Source organism: Halomonas aestuarii (assembly GCF_001886615.1).
GTDB classification, from domain to species: domain Bacteria; phylum Pseudomonadota; class Gammaproteobacteria; order Pseudomonadales; family Halomonadaceae; genus Halomonas; species Halomonas aestuarii.
In genome coordinates, this window is the sequence record NZ_CP018139.1 from 3,364,440 (window position 1) to 3,387,587 (window position 23,148).

Below are 23,148 nucleotides of genomic sequence, written 5' to 3' on the forward strand. Positions count from 1 at the left end.
GTGATCAGATGCGATCGGTCTGGAAGGGGCCGATGCGCACGAGGTTTTCCGGGTCGTGCTCGCCACCGAGCTGGTCGGTGGAGAAGTACTCACGGCTGTTGAGCGGCGCCTGCCAGCGATCGGCGAGCCGTCGGAACAGGCCCCAGGAGGCCTGGTTGTCGGGGGTGATGGTGGTCTCGAGATGGTGGACCTCGGCCATCTCCGGTCGGGTCATCACGGCTTCCACCAGGCGGCGGGCCAGGCCGGTGCCCCGCGCCTTCTCGCCCACCGCCACCTGCCAGAGGAAGTAGGTGTCGGGGGCGTTGCTCTTCACGTAGCCGGAGACGAAGCCGACCACTTCGCCCTCCTCGTTGGTGGCCAGGGCGCAGCTGTCGCGGAACTGGGTCGCCAGCAGCAGGTAGGCGTAGGCGGAGTTGACGTCGAGCGGCGGGCAGGACTTGACCAGCTCGTAGATGCCCCAGCCGTCATCGGGATTGGGCTTGCGGATGAACAGCGGCGACGCCTCATGACCGACCACGGCATCGGCCACGGTCGGGCGAGCCAGGTCGGCGGAGGGCGTGAAGGGTTCGGTGGTAGCGTTCATGTCTGTGGTTCGCTGTAGCGAATTTGGTAAGGATTATAACAGCGGCTTATCGGCAATACAAAGCCATGATTATCCTGCCGTCACCGATCCATAATGGAAAATTATGCTGTGGAGGCCGGAAACGCCAGCAGTGCCGCTTATCTCGAGGATAGACCACAACGGGAACGCCGGAACGACCGGCGAGGCGGGAAACGCAACGGGCCACCCCGAGGGGTGGCCCGCGATGACGTCAGGGCGCTGGCCGACCCTCAGCGCCGGGTCGGCACCCGCATGGTGACGAACTCCTCGGCGCCGGTGGGATGGATGCCCACGGTCGTGTCGAAGTCGGCCTTGGTGAGTCCCGCGCGGACGGCCACGGCGATCCCCTGGATCACCTCGCCGGCCTCCTCGCCCACCATGTGGGCCCCCACTACCACGTCGCTCGCATCATCGACGATCAGCTTCATCAGGCAGCGCTCGCTGCTGCCGGAGAGGGTGTGCTTCATGGGCCGGAAGTCCGCCGTGTAGACCCGGATCTCGCCGCAGGCCTCGCGGGCCTGCTCCTCGGAGAGCCCCACGGTGCCGATGTTGGGATGGCAGAACACCGCCGTGGGGATGTTGCGGTAGTCCAGCGGTGCCGGCTCGGCCTCCTCGAAGTGGTGCCTGACCAGCTGCATGGCCTCGGCCAGGGCCACCGGGGTCAGCTCGAGGCCGCCGGTCACGTCGCCGATGGCGAGGATCGAGGGCACCGAGGTCTCGAAGCGCTCGTTCACTGCCAGGTGGCCACTCTCGGTGCGGGCCACGCCCAGCTCATCGAGTCCCAGCCCGTCCAGGTGGGGGCGACGACCGGTCGCGGTCAGCACGGCATCCACCTCGAGTCGCTCGCCGTTGGTCAGGGTCACCAGCAGGCCGCCCGCGACCTTCTCGACCGATTCGATGTTGGCGTCGAAGTGCAGGTTGACGCCCTTCTTGGCCATCTCGTCCCGGGTGAACTCGCGCACCTCCTGGTCGAAGCCGCGCAGGAAGAGCCCGCCCCGGTAGACCAGGTGGGACTCGCTGCCCAGGCCATTGAAGATGCTGGCGAACTCCACGGCGATGTAGCCACCGCCCAGCACCAGGAAGCGCTCGGGGAAGGTGTCGAGATCGAAGACCTGGTTGGAGTGGACCACCAGGTCGTTGCCGGGGAAGTCTGGCGTCCAGGGCCAGCCGCCCACGGCGACCAGGATCTTCTTGGCGCTCAGGGTCTCGCCGCCCACCTCCACGTGATGGGCATCCACCACCCGGGCCCGCCCGTTGATCAGGCGCACGTCCGCGCTGTCCAGCAGCCGCCCGTAGATGTCGTTGAGTCGCTTGATCTCGCCGATCTTGTTGTCGCGCAGGGTCGTCCAGTCGAAGCGCGGGGCCTCGGGCAGCTGCCAGCCGAAGCCGCCGGCATCCTCGAAGGCCTCGTGGAAGTGCGCCGCCTGGGAGTAGAGCTTCTTCGGCACGCAGCCGACGTTGACGCAGGTGCCCCCCAGGTAGCGGTCCTCGGCGATGGCGACCCGGGCGCCGGTGGCGGCCGCGGTGCGGGCGGCACGGACGCCGCCGGAACCCGCCCCGATCACGAACAGGTCATAGTCGAAGTCTGACACGGAAGTCTCCTGTCGAAGGGTCGGGCCATGCGTGGCCCGCAGTGAATCTCGGCGGGCATCATACCAGCCGGCGGGACGCCTCGGGAGAGTGGTTGACCCACTCCACCGGCGGGGTTACAAGAAGGCACCGAATATCCTGCCCTGCCTTCCGGAGCCTGCCATGCAACACGAGATCGAGACCCTCCTGGCCAACAACCGCGCCTGGGCGGAGAGGATGTGCCTCGATGATCCGGACTACTTTGCCCGACTGGCCAGCCAGCAGAGCCCGGAATACCTGTGGGTGGGCTGCTCCGACTCCCGGGTGCCGGCCAACCAGATCATCAACCTGCCGCCCGGCGAGGTGTTCGTTCACCGCAACGTGGCCAACCTGCTCCACCACAACGACATGAACGCCCTCTCGGTGGTCCAGTTCGCCGTGGACGTGCTCAAGGTGCGTCACATCATGGTGGTCGGCCACTACGGGTGCGGCGGTGTCCGGGCCGCCGTCATGGGTGGGGAGTGCGGCATGGTCGACTACTGGCTGCATTCGGTGCGCGAGCTCTACAGCCGCCACCGCGGCGAGCTGGAGTCGCTCCCCCTCGACGAGCAGGTGGACCGCATGTGCGAGCTCAACGTCAAGGCCCAGGTCGACAACCTGTGCCGCACCAAGATCATCCAGCGCGCCTGGCAGCGGGGCCAGCCGCTCTCGGTGCATGGCTGGGTCTACGGCCTGAGCGACGGCATCGTCTCCGACCTCGAGTGCAGCGTCCACGGTCTCGACCAGGTGGCCACCCTCTACCGCATCGATCGTGTCGTGCCCGCCGGGGACTGATCCGGCAGGCGTCCGGCGGGGCTCATTCGCCGGGCGCATGGCGCCTGTCGAAATTTCGATTGGGCAGCGGCGGCCGGGCTCTCTATGTTGTTAACTGGCCTGCAACGGTCATCACACCAACAACAAGTCACCCGGCATGGAACGACACATGACTCTCAAGAAGACCCTGCTGGCGAGCGTGATCGGCGCCGCCATGACCACCGCCCTGCTGCCCGCCGCGGCCAGCGCCGAGACCAGTCTGCGCATGGCCTACGACGCCGACCCCGTCTCGCTGGACATCCACGAGCAGCTCTCCGGCGGCATCCTCCAGCTCTCCCACATGACCTTCGACCCGCTGGTGCGCTGGAACAAGGACCTGACCTTCGAGCCGCGCCTGGCCACCGCCTGGGAGCAGGTCGACGACACCACCATGCGCATGACGCTGCGTGATGACGTGACCTTCCACAGCGGCAACAGCTTCACCGCCGAGGACGTGGTCTGGACCGTCGAGCGCCTCAAGCGCAGCCCGGACTTCAAGGCGATCTTCGAGCCCATCGCGAGCGTCACCGCCATCGACGACACGACCGTGGAGTTCAAGACCAGCAAGCCCTACCCGCTGCTGCTGAACCTCGCGACCTACGTGTTCCCGATGGACAGCGCCTTCTACAGCGGCACGGACGAGGATGGCGACCCGAAGGACGAGATCGTCAAGAACGGCAACTCCTACGCCTCGACCCATCTCTCCGGCACCGGCCCCTATGTCGTCACCGAACGCCAGCAGGGCGTGCGGATTGGCTTCGAGCGCTTCGACGACTACTGGGACGAGGACTCCCCGGGCAACGTCGACAACATCGTCATGACCCCGATCAGCGAGAATGCCACCCGCGTGGCGGCCCTGCTCTCCGGCGACGTCGACTTCATCGCCCCGGTGCCGCCCAACGACCTGGACCGGGTGCGCGAGGACGAGAACGTCCAGCTGGTGACCATGTCGGGCACCCGCATCATCCTGTTCCACATGAACCAGGAGCGCGTCGAGGCCTTCCAGGACCCGCGGGTCCGCCAGGCCTTCGCCTATGCCATCAACCAGGAAGGTATCGCCGACCGCCTCATGAAGGGCTTCGCCACCCCGGCGGCCCAGTTCTCCCCGGCCGGCTACGCGGGCCATGTCGACAGCCTCGAGCCGCGCTATGACCTGGAGAAGGCCAAGCAGCTGATGGCCGATGCCGGCTACGAGGACGGCTTCGAGATCACCATGATGGCGCCCAACAACCGCTACGTGAACGATGCCAAGATCGCCCAGGCGGTCGCCGCCATGCTGGCGCGCATCAACGTGACGGTGGACCTCAAGACGCTGCCCAAGGCCCAGTACTGGGGCGAGTATGACGACCGCGTCGCCGACATGATGATGATCGGCTGGCACGCCGATACCGAGGACAGCGCGAACTTCCACGAGTACCTCACCGCCTGTCCGGACGCCGACACCGGGGCCGGCCAGTACAACGCCGGCAACTACTGCAACCCGGAGCTCGACAAGCTGGTGGCCGAGGCCAACCTCGAGGTCGACCTGGCCAAGCGCGCCGAGATGCTCCAGCAGGTCGAGCAGGCGCTCTACGACGATGCCGCCTTCGTGCCGCTGCACTGGCAGGACCTGGCCTGGGCCTCGGCCTCCAACGTCGACATCGAGCCGGTCCTGAACGTGATGAACTTCCCCTACCTCGGGGACCTGGTCATCAACGAAGAGTAACCCCGCCTCGCGCCGGCCCCGCGTGGGCCGGCGACTCCAAACCACGACCCCTGTGACGCGCTCGCCAGGCGAGTGCGTCACCGCGTGTTGCACACGGGACGCCAGCCATGATCGCCTTCCTGATCAAGCGCCTCTACCATGCCCTGCTGGTGATGTTCATCATCAGCATCATCGCCTTCGCCATCCAGGACAACCTGGGCGACCCCATCCAGCAGATGGTCGGCCAGTCGGTGCCGGAGAGCGAACGCGAGGCCCTGCGCGAGGAACTGGGTCTCAACGACCCCTTCCTGGTCCAGTACCTGCGCTTCGCGGGCAATGCCGTACAGTTCGACTTCGGCTATTCCTACACCTTCAACCAGCCGACCACCGAGGTCATCATGCGCCACCTGCCGGCGACCCTCGAGCTGGTGGCGGCCAGTACCTTCCTGATCATCGCACTGTCGATACCGATCGGCGTGTACAGCGCCATCCGGCCGCGTGCCTGGCTGTCGCGCTTCTTCATGGGGGTGTCGATCATCGGCATCTCGATACCGGTGTTCCTCACCGCCATCGTGCTGATCCAGCTGTTCGCCATCGGCGTGAGCTGGTCGCCCTTCCCCGCCGACACCGGCTGGGGAGCCTGGCTCAACGGGGTGCTCTCCACCGAGGGCGGCATGCCGGCCTACGGCCGCGGTGACCCGGTCAATGTCTTCGGCACCTGGGACACCAACTTCGCCTCGCTGACCGGGCTGACCTACCTGGTGCTGCCGGCGGTCTCGCTGGCCTCCATCATGCTGCCGCTGTTCATCCGGCTGATCCGCGCCGAGATGCTCGAGGTGCTGCAGTCCGAGTACGTGAAGTTCGCCCGGGCCAAGGGTATCTCCCTGCGCCGGATCTACTTCATCCATGCGCTGAAGAACACCATGCTGCCGGTGATCACCGTGGGCGGCGTGCAGATCGGCACCCTGGTGGCCTACACCATCCTCACCGAGACGGTCTTCCAGTGGCCGGGCATGGGCCTGATGTTCCTCAATGCCATCCAGCGCTCCGACGTGCCGCTGATCGTTACCTACCTGATGATCGTGGGGCTGATCTTCGTGATCACCAACACCCTGGTCGACCTCATCTACGGCCTCGTCAACCCCACCGTCAAGCTGACAGGGAAACCCGCATGACCACCACGAACTCTTCCATGGCAAGCGTCCCCGTGGCGAGCCGCTGGTCGCGTTTCCGCGGCTCCTACCTGTTCTACAGCTTCAAGCGCGACCCGATAGCCCAGATCAGCCTGCTGGTGTTCATCGCCCTGGTCGGGGTCGCGGTGCTGGCCCCATGGCTGGCGCCCATGGACCCCTATGACCTCGCGCAGATCGACATCCTGGCCTCGGAGCTGCCGCCCTTCTGGGTCGACGGCAGCGACCCGGCCTACCTGATGGGCACCGATGCCCAGGGTCGCGACCTGCTCTCCACCATCCTCTACGGCGCCCGGGTGTCGCTGGTCATCGGTTTCGGCGCCGTGGCCCTGCAGGCCCTGCTGGGGGTCAGCTTCGGGCTGCTGGCCGGCTACCTCGGCGGGCGCGTCGACGCCTTCCTGATGCGGCTGGCCGACATCCAGCTGTCGTTCTCCACCCTGATGGTGGCCATCGTGGTCGGGGCCGTGGTGAAGGCGGCCTTCGGCGGCGCCACCTACAGTGACTACGCGGTGCCGCTGCTGGTGCTGATCATCGGCCTGGCCGAATGGCCCCAGTACGCCCGCACGGTGCGCGCCTCGGTGCTGGCCGAGCGCAGCAAGGAGTACGTGGATGCCGCGCGGGTGATGGGCTTCACGAGCCGGCGCATCATGTTCCGCCACATCCTGCCCAACACCCTGTCGCCGATCTTCGTCATCTCCACGGTACAGGTGGCCAACGCCATCATCTCCGAGGCCGCGCTGTCCTTCCTGGGACTCGGCATGCCGGAAACGCACCCGTCGCTGGGCTCGCTCATCAAGTCGGGCTTCGACTACATCCAGTCGGGCTCCTGGTGGATCACCCTGATCCCCGGGGCCGTGCTGGTCGTTCTCGTGCTGGTCATCAACCTGCTCGGCGACTGGCTGCGCGACGTCCTCAACCCGCGACTCTACAAGGGCTGATTCCCATGGCACTCCTCGACGTAACCAACCTCGACGTGCGCTTCGCCTTGCGCCGCGGTGACGTGCAGGCCCTGCGTGATGTCTGCTTCAGCCTGGAGCGTGGCGAACGCCTCGGGATCGTGGGCGAGTCCGGCGCCGGCAAGTCGGTGGCGGCCTTCAGCCTGCTCAACCTGATCGCCAAGCCCGGCTACATCGCCGGCGGCAGCATCCGCTTCGACGGCCAGGAACTCACCGACATGAGCGACCGGGCCCTGCGCCATGTCCGCGGGCACCGCATGTCGATGATCTTCCAGGATCCGATGATGACCCTGAACCCGGTGCTGACCATCGGGGAGCAGATGGTCGAATGCCTCAAGGCCCACCGGCGCATCTCCACCAAGGAGGCCCGGGCGATCGCCCTGCGCAAGCTCGAGCAGGTGCAGATCCCCTCCCCCTCGGCGCGCCTGGACCAGTACCCCCACGAGCTCTCAGGGGGCATGCGCCAACGGGTGATCATCGCCATCGCGCTGCTGCTCGACCCCGACATCATCATCGCCGACGAGCCGACCACGGCGCTGGACGTGACCATCCAGGCCGAGATCATGGCGCTGCTGCTCGAACTCTGCGAGAAGCACAACGTCGGCCTGATCCTGATCACCCACGACCTGGGCGTGGTCAGCCAGGTCACCCAGCGCATGCTGGTGATGTATGCCGGCCGGGTGATCGAGCAGGGCCCGACCCGGGAGATCATCAACGACCCGCAGCACCCCTACACCCAGGGGCTGATCAACGCCCTGCCGCAGATGGCGACGCCGGGCAGCCGCCTCAACCAGATCCCCGGCAGCATGCCGTCCCTGGACAACCTGCCGAGCGGCTGCGCCTTCCATCCGCGCTGCGGCTTCATGACGCGCGCCGATGGCTCGACCCGCCACGCCTGCACCGACGAGGTGCCCGAGTTCGTGACCTCCGGCAACTGCCGGGTCGCCTGCCACATGGTCGCCGAGATGCTCGACCGCGAGCGCATTCCGACCGAGGAGATTCGCTGATGAGTTCGACAGCCCAAGCCATCGCCCCCGAGGCGGCGTCGCCGCTGCTGGAGATTCGCGGCGTGGAGAAGCGCTTCTCGCTCTCCGGCGACTTCCTCGAGCAGCTCAAGTTCAAGGGCGGCAAGCTGGTCCGTGAACAGAAACACGTGCATGCCATCAACGGCGTCGACCTGGACATCCAGCGCGGCGAGGCGCTTTGCGTGGTCGGCGAGTCCGGCTGCGGCAAGTCCACCGTGGCGCGCACCGTGATGGGCCTGCTCCATCCCAGCGCCGGCGAGATCCACTACGACGGCAAGCGCATCGACGACCTCTCCCACAAGGAGCTGATGCCCTACCGTCGCCGCATGCAGATGATCTTCCAGAACCCCTATGCGTCGCTGAACCCGCGCATGACCATCCAGCAGACCCTGGAGGAGCCGATCCGCCTGCACCACCCGGACTGGTCGCCCCAGCGGGTCAAGGAGCAGGTCGCCGAGGTGATGACCTCGGTGGGCATCGCCGCCGACTGGGGCGCACGCTATGGCCACGAGTTCTCCGGCGGCCAGCGTCAGCGCATCGCCATCGCCCGGGCGCTGGCGGTGGACCCGGAGTTCATCGTCGCCGACGAGCCGATCTCGGCGCTGGACGTGTCGATCCAGGCCCAGGTGCTCAACCTGATGATGGAGGCGCAGCAGCAGCGCAACCTGACCTACCTGTTCATCACCCACGATCTGGCGGTGGTGGAGCATTTCGGCACCCGGGTGGCGGTGATGTACCTGGGCCGGGTCTGCGAGGTGGCGCCGACGGCGACGCTCTTCGCCCGGCCGCGTCACCCCTACACCCAGGCCCTGATGTCGGCGATCCCGCGCCTGGAGGACGACCGGCCACAGCACATCCGCCTGCAGGGCGAGGTGCCCACGCCGGTCAACCTGCCGTCGGGCTGCGTCTTCCATGGTCGCTGCCCCCACGCCAACGAGCGTTGCCGCAAGGAGATCCCGGCGCTGATCGCCAGCGACGACGGCAGCCAGGTGGCCTGCCATGCCGTGGAGGAAGGCCGGATCGACTGACGCCCACGCGGGTGTGGCACAATGACGGGCCTGAACCCCGGACCCAGGCTCGAGGAAAGACATGGAACTGCGCTGGCTGGAAGACTTCATCGCCCTGGCCCGGACCCAGCACTTCTCGCGCGCGGCGGAGGAGCAGAACGTCACCCAGCCGACCTTCTCGCGACGCATCAAGCTGCTCGAGGAGGAGATGGGCGCGACCCTGGTCAACCGCCAGACCCTGCCGCTGACGTTGACGCCGTCCGGGGAGGAGTTCCTCGGGCTCTGCCAGGAGGTGACGCGACGGGTCGAGGCGACCCGTCAGCGCCTGACCCACCTGGCGGAGGAGGAGGCCGGACAGCTGCGCCTGGCGGCCCCCCAGAGCCTGCTGGCGCACTTCCTGCCCGAGTGGCTGGCCGGCTGGGCCGCCCCGCCGCCGCTGACGCCCTACCTGCGGGCCACCGGCTGGCTGGCCAGCGACTTCTTCGAGGGCCTGTCCCGGGACGAGTGCGACCTGGTGCTCACCTACTGGCCCCGGGCCGAGGATCCACTGATGCCGGAGACCCAGGGCCTCGAGCATCGCCGCCTCGGGTCCGAGCGGATGGTGCCCGTCTCGCTGCCCGAGCCGGACGGCCGGCCCCGCTTCGCCCTGGAGATAGGCGCTCGCTTCACCCTGCCGCTGATCGCCTACCACTCCCGAGGGATGATGCACATGGCCCTGCGCCATCACCTGCAGGGGCTTCGCGGCGCCCCGGCGTTCCGGGTGCTTCACGAGAGCATCCAGAGCGGCAACATCCGTGAGCTGGTCGGCCTGGGCTACGGCCTCGGCTGGCTGCCCGAACGCTCCGTGCGCGACGCCCTGGACGCGGGCACCCTGGTGCGCGCCGGCGACGCCCGCTGGGAGGTGCCCCTGGAGATTCGCCTCTATCGACGCCGAGGCAACGGCCAGGCCGCCGTCGAGGCCTTCTGGGAGGCCCTGGCGAAGCGACCGCCGCTCCTCGACACGCCCCCTGACCCATCACCGGAACCCCACCCATGACCGACTCTCTCGACTCCCTGCAGCATCGCCACCTCGAGGCCCTCGAGGCGGCCTATGCCCAGGTGCTCGAGCGCCTGGGCCTCGACGGCGTGCTGCTCTACAGCGGTGCCCCGCGCCATCATTTTGCCGACGACCAGGAGGCGAGCTTCGCCGCCTTCGGCCACTTCATGCACTGGACCGGCCAGGCCGACCTCGCCCGCAGCTGGCTGCTGGTCCAGCCCGGGCAGCGCCCCCGGCTCAGGGTCCATGCCCCCGACGACTTCTGGCACCTGCCCGCCCGACTGCCCGATGAGGCCTGGGTCGAGCGCTTCGCCATCGAGATGGCCAGCGACGACGCCCCGCCCGCCCTGCCGTCCGGTCGCTTCGCGGTGCTCGGCGACGTGTCCGAGGCGCTCGCCGACGGCCTCGGGGCAGAGCGCAACCCCGAGGCGCTGATGCGCGCCCTGGACGAGGGCCGGATCCGCAAGAGCGACTACGAGGTCGCCTGCCTGCGCGAAGCCAACCGTCACGCCATGGCCGGCCACCGTGCCGCGCGGGAGGCCTTCCTCGGCGGCGGCGCCGAGCTCGACATCCAGCATGCCTACCTCGGGGCCTCCCGACAGCGGGAGACCGCCTTGCCCTATGCGAACATCGTGGGGCTCAACGCCCACGGCGGCGTGCTGCACTATCAGCACTACCAGACCGACGCCCCCAAGGTGCGTCTCAGCCTGCTGCTCGACGGCGGGCATCGGCATCGCGGCTATTGCGCGGACATCACCCGCAGTTGGGCGGGCCCGGACGCCGATCCCGCCTTCGCCCCGCTGATCGACGGGGTCACGGCCCTGCAGCGCAGGCTGATCGATCGGCTGGCCCCCGGTGTCGACTATGTCGCCCTGCATCAGGGCATGCACGAGGCGCTGGGGGAGCTGCTGGCCGAGCAGGGCCTGGTGCACTGCAGCCCCGAGGCCGCCGTGTCCCTGGGCATCACCCGGGCCTTCTGCCCCCATGGCCTGGGCCACTCGCTGGGGCTGCAGGTCCACGACGTGGCCGGCCGGATGGACGGCTCGGGCCGGGCGCTGCCACCGCCCGAGGCGCATCCGGCCCTGCGCCTGACCCGCGAGCTGGAGGCGGGCATGGTGGTCACCATGGAGCCCGGGCTCTACGTGATCCCGATGCTGCTCGCCCCGCTCAGGGAGGGGGCCGCGGGCCGCGACATCGACTGGGCGAGGGTTGAGCGCCTGGCCGACCATGGCGGTATCCGCATCGAGGACAACGTGGCCGTCACGGCGGACGGCCACGACAACCTCACGCCTGAGGCGTGAGATCCCCCATGGTCGATTCCTGGCACGCCGCCGACTTCCGGCCCCCGGCGGGGCTCGCCAACCGTCACGTGCAGACCCTCCTGCCGCGGGTCCTGCCGCTTCCCGTAGCCAGGACGCGGCAGGAGATCCTCGAGCTTCCCGACGGCGACTTCGTCGAGCTGGCCTGGTCGCAGCCGGAGCCCTCCAGCGCCGACGCCCCGATCCTGGTGCTCTTCCACGGGCTCGAGGGCTCGATCGAGTCGCCCTACGCCCGTGAACTGCTCAACGTCGCCGCCGGGCTCGGCTGGCGCGCCGTGCTCATGCATTTCCGCGGCTGCGGCGAGCATCCGAACCGCTTGCCGCGTGCCTATCACAGCGGGGATACCGCGGACGCCTGCTGGCTGATCGGCCAGCTGTCGCACCGCTACCCCGAGGCCATGAAGGTCGCCGCCGGGGTCTCCCTGGGGGGCAACATGCTGGCCAAACTGGTGGCGGAACGGGGCGGCCAGGACCTCGACCTGGCCGGTGCCATCGTCATCAGCGCCCCGCTGGACCTCGCCGCCTGTGCCGACACCCTGAGCCAGGGGTTCGCCCGGGTCTACGAGCGCCACCTGCTCGGCTCGCTCAAGCGCAAGATGGCCCCGCGACTGGCGCGCGACGAGTTGCCCCTGGCGATCGGACCGGAGGGGCTAGCCGCCCTCGACAGCCTGCGCGCCTACGACGATGCGGTGACGGCGCCGCTGCACGGCTTCGACGGCGCCGAGGACTACTACCGGCGGGCCTCCGCCGGCCCGCTGCTCGCCGAGGTGGCGCTGCCCACGCTGGTGCTGCACGCCGACGACGACCCCTTCATGCCGCCGGCGCTCTTCGAACGGTTTCCGACGCCGTCGGCCGCGGTGCGGGTGGAGCTCGCCCGCCGCGGGGGCCATGTCGGGTTCGTGGAGTGGCGCGGCGGGCGTCCGTCCTCGTGGCTCGCCCGCCGGGTGGCCTGCCAGCTCGAGGCGTGGGCCGCCCCGGACGGGCTCGTGCGCTGGCCAGGCGGTCAAACGATCAGCCGATCGGACAGCTGACGCCGGTCCCCTTCAGGCCGCAGTAGCCGCCGGGGTGCTTCTCCAGGTACTGCTGGTGGTACTCCTCGGCGTAGTAGAAGGCTTCCAGCGGCTCGATCTCGGTGGTGACGGGTCCCTTCCCGCTGCGTGACAGCGCCTCGCCGTAGGCCTCGCGGCTGCGCTCGGCCGCTTCCCGCTGGGCGTCGGTGGTGGTCAGGATGATCGAGCGGTACTGGGTGCCGATGTCGTTGCCCTGCCGGTTGCCCTGGGTCGGGTCGTGGGCCTCCCAGAAGACCCGCAGCAGGGTCTCCAGGTCCGTGACCCCGGGGTCGAAGACCACCCGCACCACCTCGGCATGGCCGGTCCGCCCGCTACAGGTCTCCTCGTAGGTGGGGTTAGGCGTCACGCCCCCCGCATAGCCCACGGCGGTGACCTGCACCCCGGGCAGCTGCCAGAACAGCCGTTCGGCGCCCCAGAAGCAGCCCAGGCCCAGCACGATCTCCTGCATGCCCTCGGGCCAGGGGGGGTGCATGGCGTGGCCGTTGACCAGGTGGGTTCCGCTGATCGGCAGCGGGGTGTCGCGCCCCTCGGGCGCATGGACGGGATTCAGTGGCATGGGGTTCGCTCCTTGGCTGTCTCGTCGAAAGCGGTCTTGAAACGCTGTCCGGCCTGCCGCTGTCGACAGCGGCAGGCCGGAGAGGTTCGATGCAGGGTCTGACGGGGAGCCCGGCCGCCGATCATGGCGACGGCGGGCGGCCCGGCAGGCTGAAGGTGTAGACCAGGTCCACCGCCTGGGAGGCCCCCGACACGGCCTCCAGGTAGAGGCTGCGCCACAGCTTGTAGCGCAGGGTCAGCTCGGCGATGGGCGAGAAGACCCCCACCCCATAGCCGATGCTCAGCCGGTCGGTGAGGTTGCCGCTGACCACCACCTGGCTCTCCTCGCCGGCCCCGGCGGTGTCGAGGGTCAGATCCTGGATGCCGAAGGCCTCGCCGATGGACCCCACGGCGCCGCCGGTCTTGCCCAGGGTCAGGCCGATCAGCGCCGAGGTCAGGGCGCCGTCGGCGCCGCCGGAGCTGTCCGGGGCGCGGCCGCGCAGCAGGTAGGAGAGCGCGCTGGCCTCGTCCATGGCCGGCTCCGAGAAGATCTCCAGGGTCGGCGCCGACGCCACCCCGGTCACCCGCAGGCCGGCGATCACGTCGTCCTGGGTGGCGGCGGGGTTGCGGATCGCCTCGAAGTCGAGCAGCGGCAGCCCCGGCGGACCGCTGAAGAAGATGATCCCCTCGCGGATGACCAGGTCCTGGCCGAAGGCGCGGAAGCGGCCGTCGACCAGGCTGACGTCTCCGAACAGCTGCACCGGGCCGTTCTGCTGGCGGACCTCGAGGTTGCCCACCAAGCCGGACTCCAGGCCGTAGGCCTCCAGCTGCATGTCCGGTCCCAGGACCAGGGTGATCTGGATGTCGGTGGCCATGCCGGCCTTGGCCATGGCCGCGGCGGTGGTTTCGCCGGGTTGACGCTGGGCCTGCTCCTCGGCGGCACGGCGATCCTGCTCCTCGGTGATGATCACCTCGTCGGGGCTCGGGGCCTGGGCGGACTCGGGCACCTCGCCCACCGCTAGCCTGGCCCAGGGCACCTCGACCGTGCCGCGAACCCGTAGCGCCTCGGGGTTGGCACGGATGCTCAGGTCCGGGGCCAGGCGCAGGCGTCCGAAGCTCGGCAGCGCGGCCAGCAGGGGGTCGTCGACGGCCTGCAGGTCGATGGCCGCCTGCCAGCCCCCACCGGCCGGCCAGCGAGCAGTGCCGCCGATGTCGAGGCGCCCCTCCTCGGCGGCCAGGAAGCCGTCGAGCTCGGCCCGGTCGCCGGCCAGGTCGACGACCAGCTCCCCGTCCCGGACATCGAGTGGCAGGTCCAGGCCACCGGCCTGGAGACCGGCCAGGGCGAGTCGCCCGTCCAGCCTCGGGGCCTCCCGGTTGCCGGTGATGCGGATATCGCCGTCCAGTCCGCCCTTGAGGGTCTCCAGGCCGGCGACCAAGGGGCGGTAGGGGGCGAGGCGCAGGTCATCGACGCGCAGTCGGCCGTCCAGGGTGCCCTGGCCCAGGGGGTCGACGATGCCCAGTGCCAGGCGCAGCTCGCCGGATTCCGCCAGGCCCAGCACCAGGTCGAGGTCCGCCCTGGCCTCGCTGGCCTGAAGCTCCAGTCCCAGGGTGGTGCCGGGCACCGTCCAGGGCTGGCCGTAGGCGTCCTCGCCGGTCACCTCGGCACGGCTGTCGAGGTTGGCGGCGAGCTGCCAGCGCGCGCCCCCCTGCGACCAGCTCGCGTCCAGGTTGCCGGCGCTCTCTCCGCCGATGCGCCACCCGGGGGGCATCACGGTATCGACCAGGTCCATGGGCAGGTCACGGATCTCGAGGGAGGCGAGCCCGGCCTCGGCCGAGGCCTCCAGCGGCTCGACGAGGCAGACCTCCCCGCCCTGGCGCCGCGTGAGACAGAAGGGCGACACCCGGGCCGAGCTGCCCGGCAGGTCGGCCTCGAAGGCGAGGGGCTCGGCCAGGCGAATGTCGCCGAACTCGCTGTCGAGCTCCAGCGGCGTCAGGGTCCCCCGGTAGCGCTCCCGGGCGGCGTCCAGGCCACCCTCCAGGGTCAGGGCCAGGCGCGAGACCGGCAGGCCCGCTCCCCCGTCCATGGCCAGGTTCAGCCGGTGCGCCGTCTGTCGGCCCTCGAGGTCCAGCGTCAGCTGCGCGATCGCCTGTCCGCCGGCCGCGATATCGGAGGCGTCGAGGGCCAGGGAAAGCTCGGGGTCCTGAAGGCCCGCGACGCGCGCCTGCAGCTCCAGGCGAGACAGCCGGTTCTCGGCGAAGGCCAGGTCACGCCCCGACAGGTCGAGATCGAGGCGGGGCGCCTCGAGGCTGCCCTGGGCGACGAAGGCGCCCGTCAGGGTGCCGCCGAGGTCGGGATAGAGACTCTGCAGGGCCGGCAGGTCGAGCTCCCCCTGCAGGTCCAGGGACTGCTGGCTGACCGACCCGGCGGCGCTCACGCGATTGCGGCCCTGGCGGAAGTCGAGGGTCTCGATGTCCCAGCGCATCTCGCTGTCGCCGGCCAGCACCGCCTCGAGGGAGAGCGGCCGGTCGTCCAGCACGCCCTGGATATCCAGGGACGGGACCTCGACTCGCCAGCCGCGATCGTCTTGGGTGAAGGCCACCTCGGCGCCGCCGCCCAGGCGCCCCTGGAGGCCCTCGACGAAGTTGCCCGGGTCGATCCCGTCCAGCGAGAGCGTGGCCTCGGCGGCCAGGCCCTCGGCCCAGTCGACCCGGCCTCGGCTGACGGCAACGCCGCCCTGCTGGTGGACCGTGAGCGACGACCACTCGAAGTGCGCCAGGCTGCCGGTGCCTTTGAGGGAGAGGTCGGTGCGGGGCAGTGTCGGCCCCTCGGCGGAAAGGGCCAGTTCCGCCTGATAGTCGACCAGGCTGCCGGCCAGGTGCAGCGAGAGGTCCTCCACCCGCCAGGGGGCGGGCGATGGCGCGGCCGGCGCCGCGTCGCCCTGCTGGGCGTCACCGGACTGGGGCGGCGTGGCCTCCTCGGCACCGGGCAGGGGCCACTGCAGGGCCTTGCTCTCGAGCGTGGCCTCGAAGGGCAGGGTCGGGTCCAGGGCGTCGAGGCTGGCCGAGAGCCGGACCTCGACCGGTCCCTGGGTGGTCAGGTCCACCTCGAGGTCGGAGAGGCTTCCGGCCAGGCCCAGCTCGATGCGCTCGCCCTCGAGGGCCGGCATCCGCTCCGGGAGGTAGAGGTCCGCGGCCAGGCGCGCCTCGAGGGGATAGTCGTCGCGGAGGGTCACCCGGGCCGTCAGCTCGGCATCGGCTTCGCGGCTCGCGACCGACAGGGTATCCAGCGTGATCTCGTCGCCCCGCGCGCTCAGGCGCAGCAGCAGCCGCTCCACGCCATACTCCATGGCCCCGCCCACGGCAAAGTCCTCGATGAGCAGTTCCGGCACCTCCACCGCCAGGGGCAGGGTCACCTCGGGCAGCACGCGCCTCGGCTGCCCGTCCAGCGGCAGGCTGGCGACGCCCTCCAGGTCGGCCGCGGCCTTGGCGGGCAGCGGCGAGCGCACGGCCGTGGCCGCGTCGATGGCCTCGGCGGTGAGCCGCGGCCCCTCGTGCTCGGCCTCGCTCAGGGCCAGGCGGGTGCCCGCCGAGAGCGGCAGGGTCAGGCGCGTGCCGGCCAGCCGGGTGGGCAACAGGGTCAGGGTGCTCTGCTCGGCCACGACCCCGGTGGTGAAGGAGTCCCAGGCGAGCCGCGTGCCGTCGGCGAGCTGCAGGTTCACGTCGACCAGTGACAGCTCGCGCAGTTCTATCGGGAACGGCAGGAGGATCTCCTCGAGCGGGGCACCCGTGGCCTCCTCGTCCTGGCCGGCCGGGGCCGTCTCGCCCAGGCGGATATCGGCCCCTTCCACGGCGAGGCGGTCGAGGCACAGCCGACCCTTGAGCACGCACTCCTCGGACCAGGCCAGCTCCAGCCGCGACAGGGCGATCCGGGCCGGCCCCGCGTCGAGGCGCAGGTCGTGGAGGACCAGGCGGTCCAGGGGGGCGCCCTCGTAGGCACCCAGCTCATAGAAACCGCGCTTGGCGCCCTGCTCGAGCAGCACCCCCGTGCCCCAGGGTGACAGCGCCAGGCCCAGCAGCAGCAGCACCAGGCCCATCAGCCAGAGGGGCAGGACGATCAACAGGCGGGCCAGGGCCCAGGTGAAGGCGCGCAGTCTCAAGGGGTGGGCTCTCAGAATTCCGGTCCGATGGAGAAGTGGATGCGAAAGGCATCCTCGATGTCGAAGGGGTGGGCGATGTCCAGGCGGATGGGGCCGACCGGGGAGATCCAGCGCACTCCCAGGCCCGCGCCCGTTTTCAGGTCGCTCGGGCCCCAGTCGGTGAAGGCATCCCCGGTGTCGATGAAGGTCGCGCCCCACCACTTGCCGGTGATGCGCCGTTGGGCCTCGAGGCTGGCGGTCAACAGCTGCTCGCCGCCGACCAGGTTCCCCTCGTCATCCTCGGGGGAGAGGCTCTCGTAGGCGTAGCCGCGCACGCTGCGATCGCCGCCGGTGAAGAAGCGCAGCGACGGCGGGATGTCCGCGAAGTCGTCGGTGGTGATGCTGCCGAGCCCGACGCGACCGACGAAACGGTTGTCGTCGCCCAGCTTGCGGATCCATTCGCTGTCGCCGGTGATGCGCAGGAACTCGGCCGCCGAGCCCCAGGCCTCGCTGGAGTACTCCAGCGACAGTCGCTGGCGATCCCCCCAGCTGGGAAAGGTGGGGCTGCGCTTGCGTGTCCGCGTCCAGCTGATGCCGGGATAGAGGAGCAGCACCTGGTTGGAGACGCCGGCCTGGGTGAAGTCCTCGTAGGTGCCCCGCACGTAGAGGGACTGCTCCCAGCCGTTGTCGAACGTCCAGCGCCGGGCCGCCTCCACGGTGCTCTCGAGGGTGCGGGTGTCCTCGCTGTCCTTGTTGCGCAGCCCGTACTGGAAGCGGTAGCTGTCGCGCAGCGGATTCGCCAGGGGCATGGTGTAGAGGCCGGTGAACCGCTGCTCCGGTCCCGAGAGGTAGAGGTCGTGATTGAGGCCGTGACCGTAGCGATTGATCCAGGGCTGGTGCCAGGCGAGGTGCACCCGAGGCCCCACGTCGGTGGCGAAACCCACGCCGGCCTCGAACTGGTGCCGGTCCGCGGGCGTCACCACGACGTCGATGGGCACCTCGGGCGCGGCGGGACGCTGCAGGCTCGAGGCCGCCACCAGCGCCTCCGCCCCGATGCGCGGCGCCGGGGAGGCCGGTGCCCTGCCCTTCAGGTCGAGGGCCTGCCACCAGCCCGGCTCGGCCGCCGGCAGGGCGAGTCGGGCCAGGTCGCGATCGAGACGCGGGCGCACGTTCACCGAGGCGAACCACTCGGTCTGGCCCAGGCGCTGGTTGAAACGGGCCACTTCGCTGGCGAGATACGGCTCGCCGCTGGCGAAGGTCGCCAGGCTCTCGAGGCGAGAGGTCTCGATGTGATGGCCCTGAAAGGTGATGTCACCGAAGCGGAAGCGCGGACCACTGTCCAGCGCCAGGTAGAGCCGGGCGCTCTGGGCATAGGGCCTCACCTCCATGCGCCGGTCGGTGAAGTTCCAGTCGAAGTAGCCGCGCTCCAGGGCCAGGTTGGAAAGCGTGCTGCGCAGGCTGTCGAAGGGCGCATGGCGCAGGCGATCCCCTTCCGAGAGGGGGAAGGCGTCGAGGGCCTCGGTGAAGGGGGCATCCTTGGCGGCATCCCCGGTCATGGAGAGCTCGAGCAGCTCGATCCGCACCGGCTCGCCGGGTTCGATGGAGAGGGTCACCTCGGCGGGCGTCTCGGGGTCGTCGAACTGGGTGCTGATGCGAGGCGAGTAGTAGCCGTAGACCCGCAGCGCCTCGCTGCTGCGCCGCAGGACCTCGCTCTTCAGGCGCTCTGGGCTGTACTGCCGGGCCTCGAGCCCGTCGAGGTAGAGACGCACGTTCTCGGCAAGGTCGCCCTCCACCCCCTCGATGGTCGCCTCGAGGGCGTGGGCGCCGGGCGCAAGGCCGAGACAGACCGCCGCCACCCCCAGGCGGGACAACACGCGATTATCCATGGACACCGTTCCCTGTCTGGCGGCATGTCACTGGCGCAGGGCCTCGAGCTGGGCGCTCAGGGCAAGCTGTGCCTGGCGCAGCTCGCGCAGACCGGACGAGATCTCCTGAATCCGGCTGCCCAGCGTCTCCATCTGTTGGCGGGCATCATCGCGTGATCCTGACATGGCTTCAACTTCCTCGCCGAGCGCCGCCAGTTCCCCCTCCAGGGTCTCCAGGCGGGACTGCTGCGCCTCGTGGAGGTCGGCCAGGCGTCCCTCGAGCTCTGCCAGTGCCGAGGCCAGGGCCCGGCGACGCTCAGCATCCGCCTGGCGGGTCTCCTCGAGGGTGGCCAGCCGCTCGCGCAGGGCGGCACGCCCCTCCTCGCCCGCCCGTTCCAGGGCGTCCAGGGAGCTGCGGGTAGCGGCCAGGGTGGCGTCCCGGGTCTCGGCCTCGTCGTCCAGCGAGTCGAGCCGGCCCTCCTGGGTCTCGAGGGCCTGCTCCAGAGGCGCCACCCCCTGCGCCTGCTGGTCCTCGAAGGCGGCCAGGCGCTGGTCGATGACGGCATCGACCTCGGCTTCCAGGTTGGCCAGCTCGTCCAGGCGGGTCTGCAGCGTGGTGAGGACCTCGCCCCTGCCCTGCTCGACATCGAAGCGGGCATGCACGTTGGAGAGCTCGCCGCTGACCCGGGCCAGCTGGGCCTGGAGTCGGACACGTTCCTGCCAGCCGGCCCAGGCCAGGGCCGCGCAGGCGGCGATGAGCAGGATCACCAGCAGCCACAGCGGCCAGACGCGGGGCGGAGGGGGCTGACGATAGCGCGGTGCCGACAGGCTGGCATCCGGGTCCGGCACGATCGGTCGGGGGTGCCGGCGGTCATCCGGGTGCTCTGCCATGACGAACTCCTTCTCTTGGGGTGGTTGGCCGGGGTCGCCGGTCCGGGGGCACGCAATTGGCGCCCTTGGGGCCGGGTGCTATGATGCCGCGACAGCACCGACACATCATCCTGATAGTGTAAGGTTTTTTGTCATCGGAACGCACGGCCCCCGGTCAACGCCGGCCGGGAGCCTTGAACCCCGGCGTCCCGATGCCGCACCATGAGGTGCTGTTTCGACACCGCTGACGACTAGGAGAGACTCGATGGCATTTGAATTGCCCGCACTGCCGTACGACAAGAACGCCCTGGAACCGCATATCTCGGCCGAGACCCTCGACTACCACTACGGCAAGCACCACCAGACCTACGTCAACAAGCTCAATGAGCTGACCGACGGTACTGCCGATGCCGACAAGTCCCTGGAAGAGATCATCAAGTCCTCCTCAGGCGGCCTGTTCAACCAGGCGGCCCAGGTGTGGAACCACACCTTCTACTGGCACTGCCTCTCTCCCAACGGTGGCGGCGAGCCCACCGGTGCCTTGGCCGATGCCATCAACGCCAAGTTCGGCTCCTTCGAGAAGTTCAAGGAGACCTTCAACGCCCAGGCGGCAGGCAACTTCGGTTCCGGCTGGACCTGGCTGATCAAGACCGATGACGGCGGCGTCGATATCGTCAACACCAGCAATGCCGACACCCCCATCGCCCATGGCCAGACCCCGCTGCTGACCATCGACGTGTGGGAGCATGCCTACTACATCGACTACCGCAACGCGCGTCCGAAGTACCTCGAGAACGTCTGGAGCGTCCTCAACTGGGACTTCGTCGCCCAGAACTTCGCGTAAGCTGTCGTACGGCCGAGCTGCCCCATCGGGGCGCGCCGGGTAGAAGCCCCCTCGCCCCTGGCGAGGGGGCTTCTTTTTGGGGCCTCCCCGCCGTGTCGGGCAGGCCTCGAGGCAGACAACGGGAGAAGTCATGACCGAGATGATGCACGCCGTGGTGACCACCGGCACCGGTGACTACGACAGGCTCGACTTTCGAGAGGTTCCGGTGCCGACGCCCGGCCGGGGCGAGGTCTTGATCAAGGTGCTGGCCGCCGGCGTCAACAACACCGAGATCAACACGCGGCTGGGCTGGTATTCCTCCGCCGTCACGGACTCCACCGCAGGCACGGCCGACCACGATACCGATGACACCCGCGAGGATGGCGGGTGGAACGGGCAGTCCCCATTTCCCTTCATCCAGGGCACCGACTGCTGTGGCGTCGTGGTCCAGGCGGGCCCCGGTGCCGACCAGAGCCTCCTTGAGAGGCGCGTGCTGGTGCGCCCCTGCATCCGCACGCACGGGTTCGACCACTGGGATAACTACTGGATGGGCTCCGATATCGACGGTGCCTTCGCCCAGTATGTGAAGGTGCGGGCAAGCGAGGTGTTCGCGGTCGACAGCGACTGGACGGATGCGGAGCTCGGCACCCTGCCCTGTGCCTATGGCACGGCGGAGAACATGCTGATCCGGGCCGGGCTGTACCGGGACGAGACCGTGCTGGTCACCGGGGCCTCGGGTGGGGTGGGCTCGGCGACCGTCCAGCTGGCCAGGCGTCGTGGGGCCCGGGTGATCGCCGTGGCCGACGCCACCAAGCATGACCGACTCGGGGAGCTCGGCGCCGAGCGTCTGTTCGACCGCCATGACGACCTGCTGGCCGAACTCGGCCCGGAATCCGTCGACCTGGTGGTGGACAACGTGGCGGGCGAGCATTTCCCCGTCATGATGCGCCTGCTCAGGCGGGGCGCGCGCCTGGTGAGCTCCGGCGCCATCGCGGGTCCGGTGGTGTCGCTGGACCTGCGCGAGCTCTACCTCAAGGATGTCCGCCTGATCGGTACCACGGCCTGGGAGGAGCAGGTCTTCCCGAACCTCGTGCATTACGTCGAGCACCACGAGATCCGCCCGCTGCTGGCCGGGACCTTTGCCCTCAGGGACATCGTGGCCGCCCAGCAGGCCTTCCTGACGAAACGACATGTCGGCAAGTTCGTGCTGCTGCCCTGGCAGGCGTGACGTTGCGCGACGCACCAAGCAGAAAGGCCCCGCCAATGGCGGGGCCTTCGCGTTTCGCCGGCACCGATCACGGCGCCGGCTGGGGCCTCAGGGGTCGGCCCGTCGGCCGATCCCCCGGTAGTGCATGCCGCAGGCGGCGACGTGGGCCGGGTCATAGATGTTGCGACCGTCGAGCAGCAGCTTCTCGGCGAGCAGGTCGGTCAGCCGCGGCCAGTCGGGGTTCCAGTAGGCCTTCCACTCGGTGACCAGCATCAGGGCATCGGCGCCCTCGCAGGCCATCAGGGGATCCTCCCGGAACACCTCCAGCAGCGGATGCTCACCGACCTCGGCGAGCACGGCGGGGATCGCCGCGGGATCATGCAGGCGCACCTTCACGCCCTGGGCCCAGAGGGCGCGCAGCAGCGTCAGCACCGGCGCCTGGTCGATACGGGCCGTGCCGGGCTTGAAGGCCGCGCCCCAGATCGCCACGGTGCGGCCGCCCAGGCGTCCATGGAAATGGGCCCACAGCTTGCGGAACAGCGTCTCCTTCTTGTGCTCGTTGATGTCGAGCACCTGGTCGAGCAGGGCCGAGTGGCGCCCGCTCGCCGACTGGACGTCGGCCAGCCGCATCAGGTCGCGGGAGAAGTTGGGGCCACCGAAGCCGCAGCCGGGGTAGAGGTACTCGTAGCCGATGCGGGAATCGGCGCCCATGCCCTGGCGCACGTGCTCCACGTCCACGCCCAGGCTGTCGGCGAGTCCGGCGATGTCGTTCATGTAGCTGATGCGGGTCGCCAGCATCCCGTTGATGGCGAGCTTGGTGAGCTCCGCGGCCCGCCGCGGCATCCGCTGGAACACCTCGCGACGCCGGTTGAAGGCGCGCAGCAGCTCTCGCACCTGGTGCTCCGCCCCGTCGTCGTCGCAGCCGAGCAGCCAGCGCGAGGGCCGGGTGAAGGTCTCCCAGGCGCGCCCCTCCTCGAGCAGGTCGGCCAGGGCCACCGCCCGGCAGCCGCCCAGGCGGGTCTCCAAGAGCTCGGTCTCGCCCACCGGGAAGGTGGAGTTGTTGACCAGCACCGCGCCGGGACAGAGGCCGGCCATCAGGTGCTCCACGCACTCGGCGGCGTCCTGGCGCTGGTCGGGGGAGACCGCGAGCCACATCACGTCGAAGGGCTCGTCGCCAAGCTCGACCTCGCCCGGAGTCATCAACCTCAGGCTGCCATGGGCCAGGCCCTCCTCGAGCCGGCGCATCAGCTCCGGCTCGCTGGTCAGCCAGCCGCTTCGGGAGAGCGACGGCCAGTCCGCCGAGGCGTGGGGCAGCCAGGCCACTCGATGCCCCACCCAGGAGAGCGCCGCGGCCGCCGTGGCGGCGGCAAGCTCGCTACCGTGGATCAGTACCCGCATGAGGTC

18 protein-coding genes are annotated in these 23,148 nt (G+C 69.6%); 11 read left to right on the forward strand and 7 right to left on the reverse strand.

The window, feature by feature from the left end; translation table 11 throughout:
- Nucleotides 1-4: 4 nt before the first annotated feature.
- Together ectA and gorA are read right to left on the reverse strand one after the other, a co-directional pair.
- Nucleotides 5-583 (reverse strand): diaminobutyrate acetyltransferase, encoded by a 579-nt coding sequence (gene ectA, locus BOX17_RS15690; protein WP_071946222.1) that lies wholly within the window; start codon nucleotides 581-583, stop codon nucleotides 5-7.
- Nucleotides 584-831: 248 nt separating this feature from the next.
- Nucleotides 832-2,193: a glutathione-disulfide reductase gene (gorA, locus tag BOX17_RS15695; RefSeq protein WP_071946224.1), complete on the reverse strand. Its 1,362-nt coding sequence runs from the start codon at nucleotides 2,191-2,193 to the stop codon at nucleotides 832-834.
- Nucleotides 2,194-2,353: 160 nt separating this feature from the next.
- Here gorA and can point away from each other — a divergent pair, with 160 nt between their 5' ends.
- The 9 genes from can (at nucleotide 2,354) to BOX17_RS15740 (ending at nucleotide 12,270) form a co-directional block, all read left to right on the forward strand.
- Nucleotides 2,354-3,004, forward strand: coding sequence for a carbonate dehydratase (gene can, locus BOX17_RS15700; protein ID WP_071946226.1), 651 nt, complete (start codon nucleotides 2,354-2,356; stop codon nucleotides 3,002-3,004).
- A gap of 148 nt (nucleotides 3,005-3,152) precedes the next feature.
- Entirely contained in the window at nucleotides 3,153-4,727 is a 1,575-nt protein-coding gene (locus tag BOX17_RS15705) for an ABC transporter substrate-binding protein (RefSeq protein ID WP_071946228.1), read from the forward strand.
- Nucleotides 4,728-4,834: 107 nt separating this feature from the next.
- Nucleotides 4,835-5,881: an ABC transporter permease gene (locus BOX17_RS15710; RefSeq protein WP_071946230.1), complete on the forward strand. Its 1,047-nt coding sequence runs from the start codon at nucleotides 4,835-4,837 to the stop codon at nucleotides 5,879-5,881.
- Nucleotides 5,878-6,834: an ABC transporter permease gene (locus tag BOX17_RS15715; protein ID WP_071946232.1), complete on the forward strand. Its 957-nt coding sequence runs from the start codon at nucleotides 5,878-5,880 to the stop codon at nucleotides 6,832-6,834. The genes BOX17_RS15710 and BOX17_RS15715 overlap by 4 nt, the downstream gene beginning before the upstream one ends.
- 5 nt (nucleotides 6,835-6,839) lie before the next feature.
- Nucleotides 6,840-7,859, forward strand: a complete 1,020-nt coding sequence (locus BOX17_RS15720; RefSeq protein WP_071946234.1) for an ABC transporter ATP-binding protein — start codon at nucleotides 6,840-6,842, stop codon at nucleotides 7,857-7,859.
- A complete protein-coding gene (locus tag BOX17_RS15725; protein WP_071946236.1) occupies nucleotides 7,859-8,905 on the forward strand; it encodes an ABC transporter ATP-binding protein in 1,047 nt (348 codons plus the stop codon). Before BOX17_RS15720 ends, BOX17_RS15725 begins: the two co-directional genes overlap by 1 nt.
- Before the next feature lie 61 nt (nucleotides 8,906-8,966).
- Nucleotides 8,967-9,920, forward strand: coding sequence for a LysR family transcriptional regulator (locus BOX17_RS15730; RefSeq protein WP_071946238.1), 954 nt, complete (start codon nucleotides 8,967-8,969; stop codon nucleotides 9,918-9,920).
- The gene (gene pepQ / locus BOX17_RS15735; RefSeq protein WP_071946240.1) at nucleotides 9,917-11,221 is read left to right on the forward strand and encodes a Xaa-Pro dipeptidase; all 1,305 of its coding nucleotides are present in this window, start codon (nucleotides 9,917-9,919) and stop codon (nucleotides 11,219-11,221) included. Before BOX17_RS15730 ends, pepQ begins: the two co-directional genes overlap by 4 nt.
- An 8-nt stretch (nucleotides 11,222-11,229) precedes the next feature.
- The gene (locus BOX17_RS15740; RefSeq protein WP_071946241.1) at nucleotides 11,230-12,270 is read left to right on the forward strand and encodes a hydrolase; all 1,041 of its coding nucleotides are present in this window, start codon (nucleotides 11,230-11,232) and stop codon (nucleotides 12,268-12,270) included.
- Here BOX17_RS15740 and msrA read toward each other — a convergent pair.
- The 4 genes from msrA to BOX17_RS15760 form a co-directional block, all read right to left on the reverse strand.
- On the reverse strand, nucleotides 12,251-12,865 hold the full coding sequence (gene msrA / locus BOX17_RS15745; RefSeq protein ID WP_071946242.1) for a peptide-methionine (S)-S-oxide reductase MsrA: 615 nt from the start codon (nucleotides 12,863-12,865) through the stop codon (nucleotides 12,251-12,253). The genes BOX17_RS15740 and msrA overlap by 20 nt on opposite strands.
- Before the next feature lie 121 nt (nucleotides 12,866-12,986).
- A complete protein-coding gene (gene tamB, locus BOX17_RS15750; RefSeq protein ID WP_341853290.1) occupies nucleotides 12,987-17,000 on the reverse strand; it encodes an autotransporter assembly complex protein TamB in 4,014 nt (1,337 codons plus the stop codon).
- 11 nt (nucleotides 17,001-17,011) lie between these two features.
- Nucleotides 17,012-18,865 carry an autotransporter assembly complex protein TamA gene (gene tamA / locus BOX17_RS15755; RefSeq protein ID WP_071946244.1) on the reverse strand — a complete coding sequence of 618 codons (1,854 nt, stop codon included), beginning with the start codon at nucleotides 18,863-18,865 and terminating at the stop codon, nucleotides 17,012-17,014.
- Between the two features lie 27 nt (nucleotides 18,866-18,892).
- On the reverse strand, nucleotides 18,893-19,735 hold the full coding sequence (locus tag BOX17_RS15760) for a hypothetical protein (protein WP_071946246.1): 843 nt from the start codon (nucleotides 19,733-19,735) through the stop codon (nucleotides 18,893-18,895).
- Between the two features lie 244 nt (nucleotides 19,736-19,979).
- Here BOX17_RS15760 and BOX17_RS15765 point away from each other — a divergent pair, with 244 nt between their 5' ends.
- Complete coding sequence (locus BOX17_RS15765) at nucleotides 19,980-20,558, forward strand: superoxide dismutase (protein ID WP_071946248.1); 579 nt, start codon at nucleotides 19,980-19,982, stop codon at nucleotides 20,556-20,558.
- Nucleotides 20,559-20,688: 130 nt separating this feature from the next.
- On the forward strand, nucleotides 20,689-21,765 hold the full coding sequence (locus tag BOX17_RS15770; RefSeq protein ID WP_071946250.1) for an alcohol dehydrogenase family protein: 1,077 nt from the start codon (nucleotides 20,689-20,691) through the stop codon (nucleotides 21,763-21,765).
- 87 nt (nucleotides 21,766-21,852) lie between these two features.
- Here the strand turns inward: BOX17_RS15770 and BOX17_RS15775 are convergent, their stop codons facing one another.
- The gene (locus BOX17_RS15775; RefSeq protein ID WP_071946252.1) at nucleotides 21,853-23,142 is read right to left on the reverse strand and encodes a UDP binding domain-containing protein; all 1,290 of its coding nucleotides are present in this window, start codon (nucleotides 23,140-23,142) and stop codon (nucleotides 21,853-21,855) included.
- Nucleotides 23,143-23,148 lie beyond the last annotated feature (6 nt).

Excerpts from the sequence above, each read along its gene's own strand:
- BOX17_RS15720 (WP_071946234.1), top strand. The coding sequence starts at position 6,840 with ATGGCACTCCTCGACGTAACCAACCTCGACGTGCGCTTCGCCTTGCGC.
- BOX17_RS15705 (WP_071946228.1), top strand. The coding sequence starts at position 3,153 with ATGACTCTCAAGAAGACCCTGCTGGCGAGCGTGATCGGCGCCGCCATG.
- BOX17_RS15740 (WP_071946241.1), top strand. The coding sequence starts at position 11,230 with ATGGTCGATTCCTGGCACGCCGCCGACTTCCGGCCCCCGGCGGGGCTC.
- ectA (WP_071946222.1), bottom strand. The coding sequence starts at position 583 with ATGAACGCTACCACCGAACCCTTCACGCCCTCCGCCGACCTGGCTCGC.
- pepQ (WP_071946240.1), top strand. The coding sequence starts at position 9,917 with ATGACCGACTCTCTCGACTCCCTGCAGCATCGCCACCTCGAGGCCCTC.
- tamA (WP_071946244.1), bottom strand. The coding sequence starts at position 18,865 with ATGGATAATCGCGTGTTGTCCCGCCTGGGGGTGGCGGCGGTCTGTCTC.
- BOX17_RS15725 (WP_071946236.1), top strand. The coding sequence starts at position 7,859 with ATGAGTTCGACAGCCCAAGCCATCGCCCCCGAGGCGGCGTCGCCGCTG.
- BOX17_RS15775 (WP_071946252.1), bottom strand. The coding sequence starts at position 23,142 with ATGCGGGTACTGATCCACGGTAGCGAGCTTGCCGCCGCCACGGCGGCC.
- BOX17_RS15760 (WP_071946246.1), bottom strand. The coding sequence starts at position 19,735 with ATGGCAGAGCACCCGGATGACCGCCGGCACCCCCGACCGATCGTGCCG.
- BOX17_RS15710 (WP_071946230.1), top strand. The coding sequence starts at position 4,835 with ATGATCGCCTTCCTGATCAAGCGCCTCTACCATGCCCTGCTGGTGATG.
- BOX17_RS15730 (WP_071946238.1), top strand. The coding sequence starts at position 8,967 with ATGGAACTGCGCTGGCTGGAAGACTTCATCGCCCTGGCCCGGACCCAG.
- BOX17_RS15770 (WP_071946250.1), top strand. The coding sequence starts at position 20,689 with ATGACCGAGATGATGCACGCCGTGGTGACCACCGGCACCGGTGACTAC.
- BOX17_RS15765 (WP_071946248.1), top strand. The coding sequence starts at position 19,980 with ATGGCATTTGAATTGCCCGCACTGCCGTACGACAAGAACGCCCTGGAA.
- can (WP_071946226.1), top strand. The coding sequence starts at position 2,354 with ATGCAACACGAGATCGAGACCCTCCTGGCCAACAACCGCGCCTGGGCG.
- BOX17_RS15715 (WP_071946232.1), top strand. The coding sequence starts at position 5,878 with ATGACCACCACGAACTCTTCCATGGCAAGCGTCCCCGTGGCGAGCCGC.
- msrA (WP_071946242.1), bottom strand. The coding sequence starts at position 12,865 with ATGCCACTGAATCCCGTCCATGCGCCCGAGGGGCGCGACACCCCGCTG.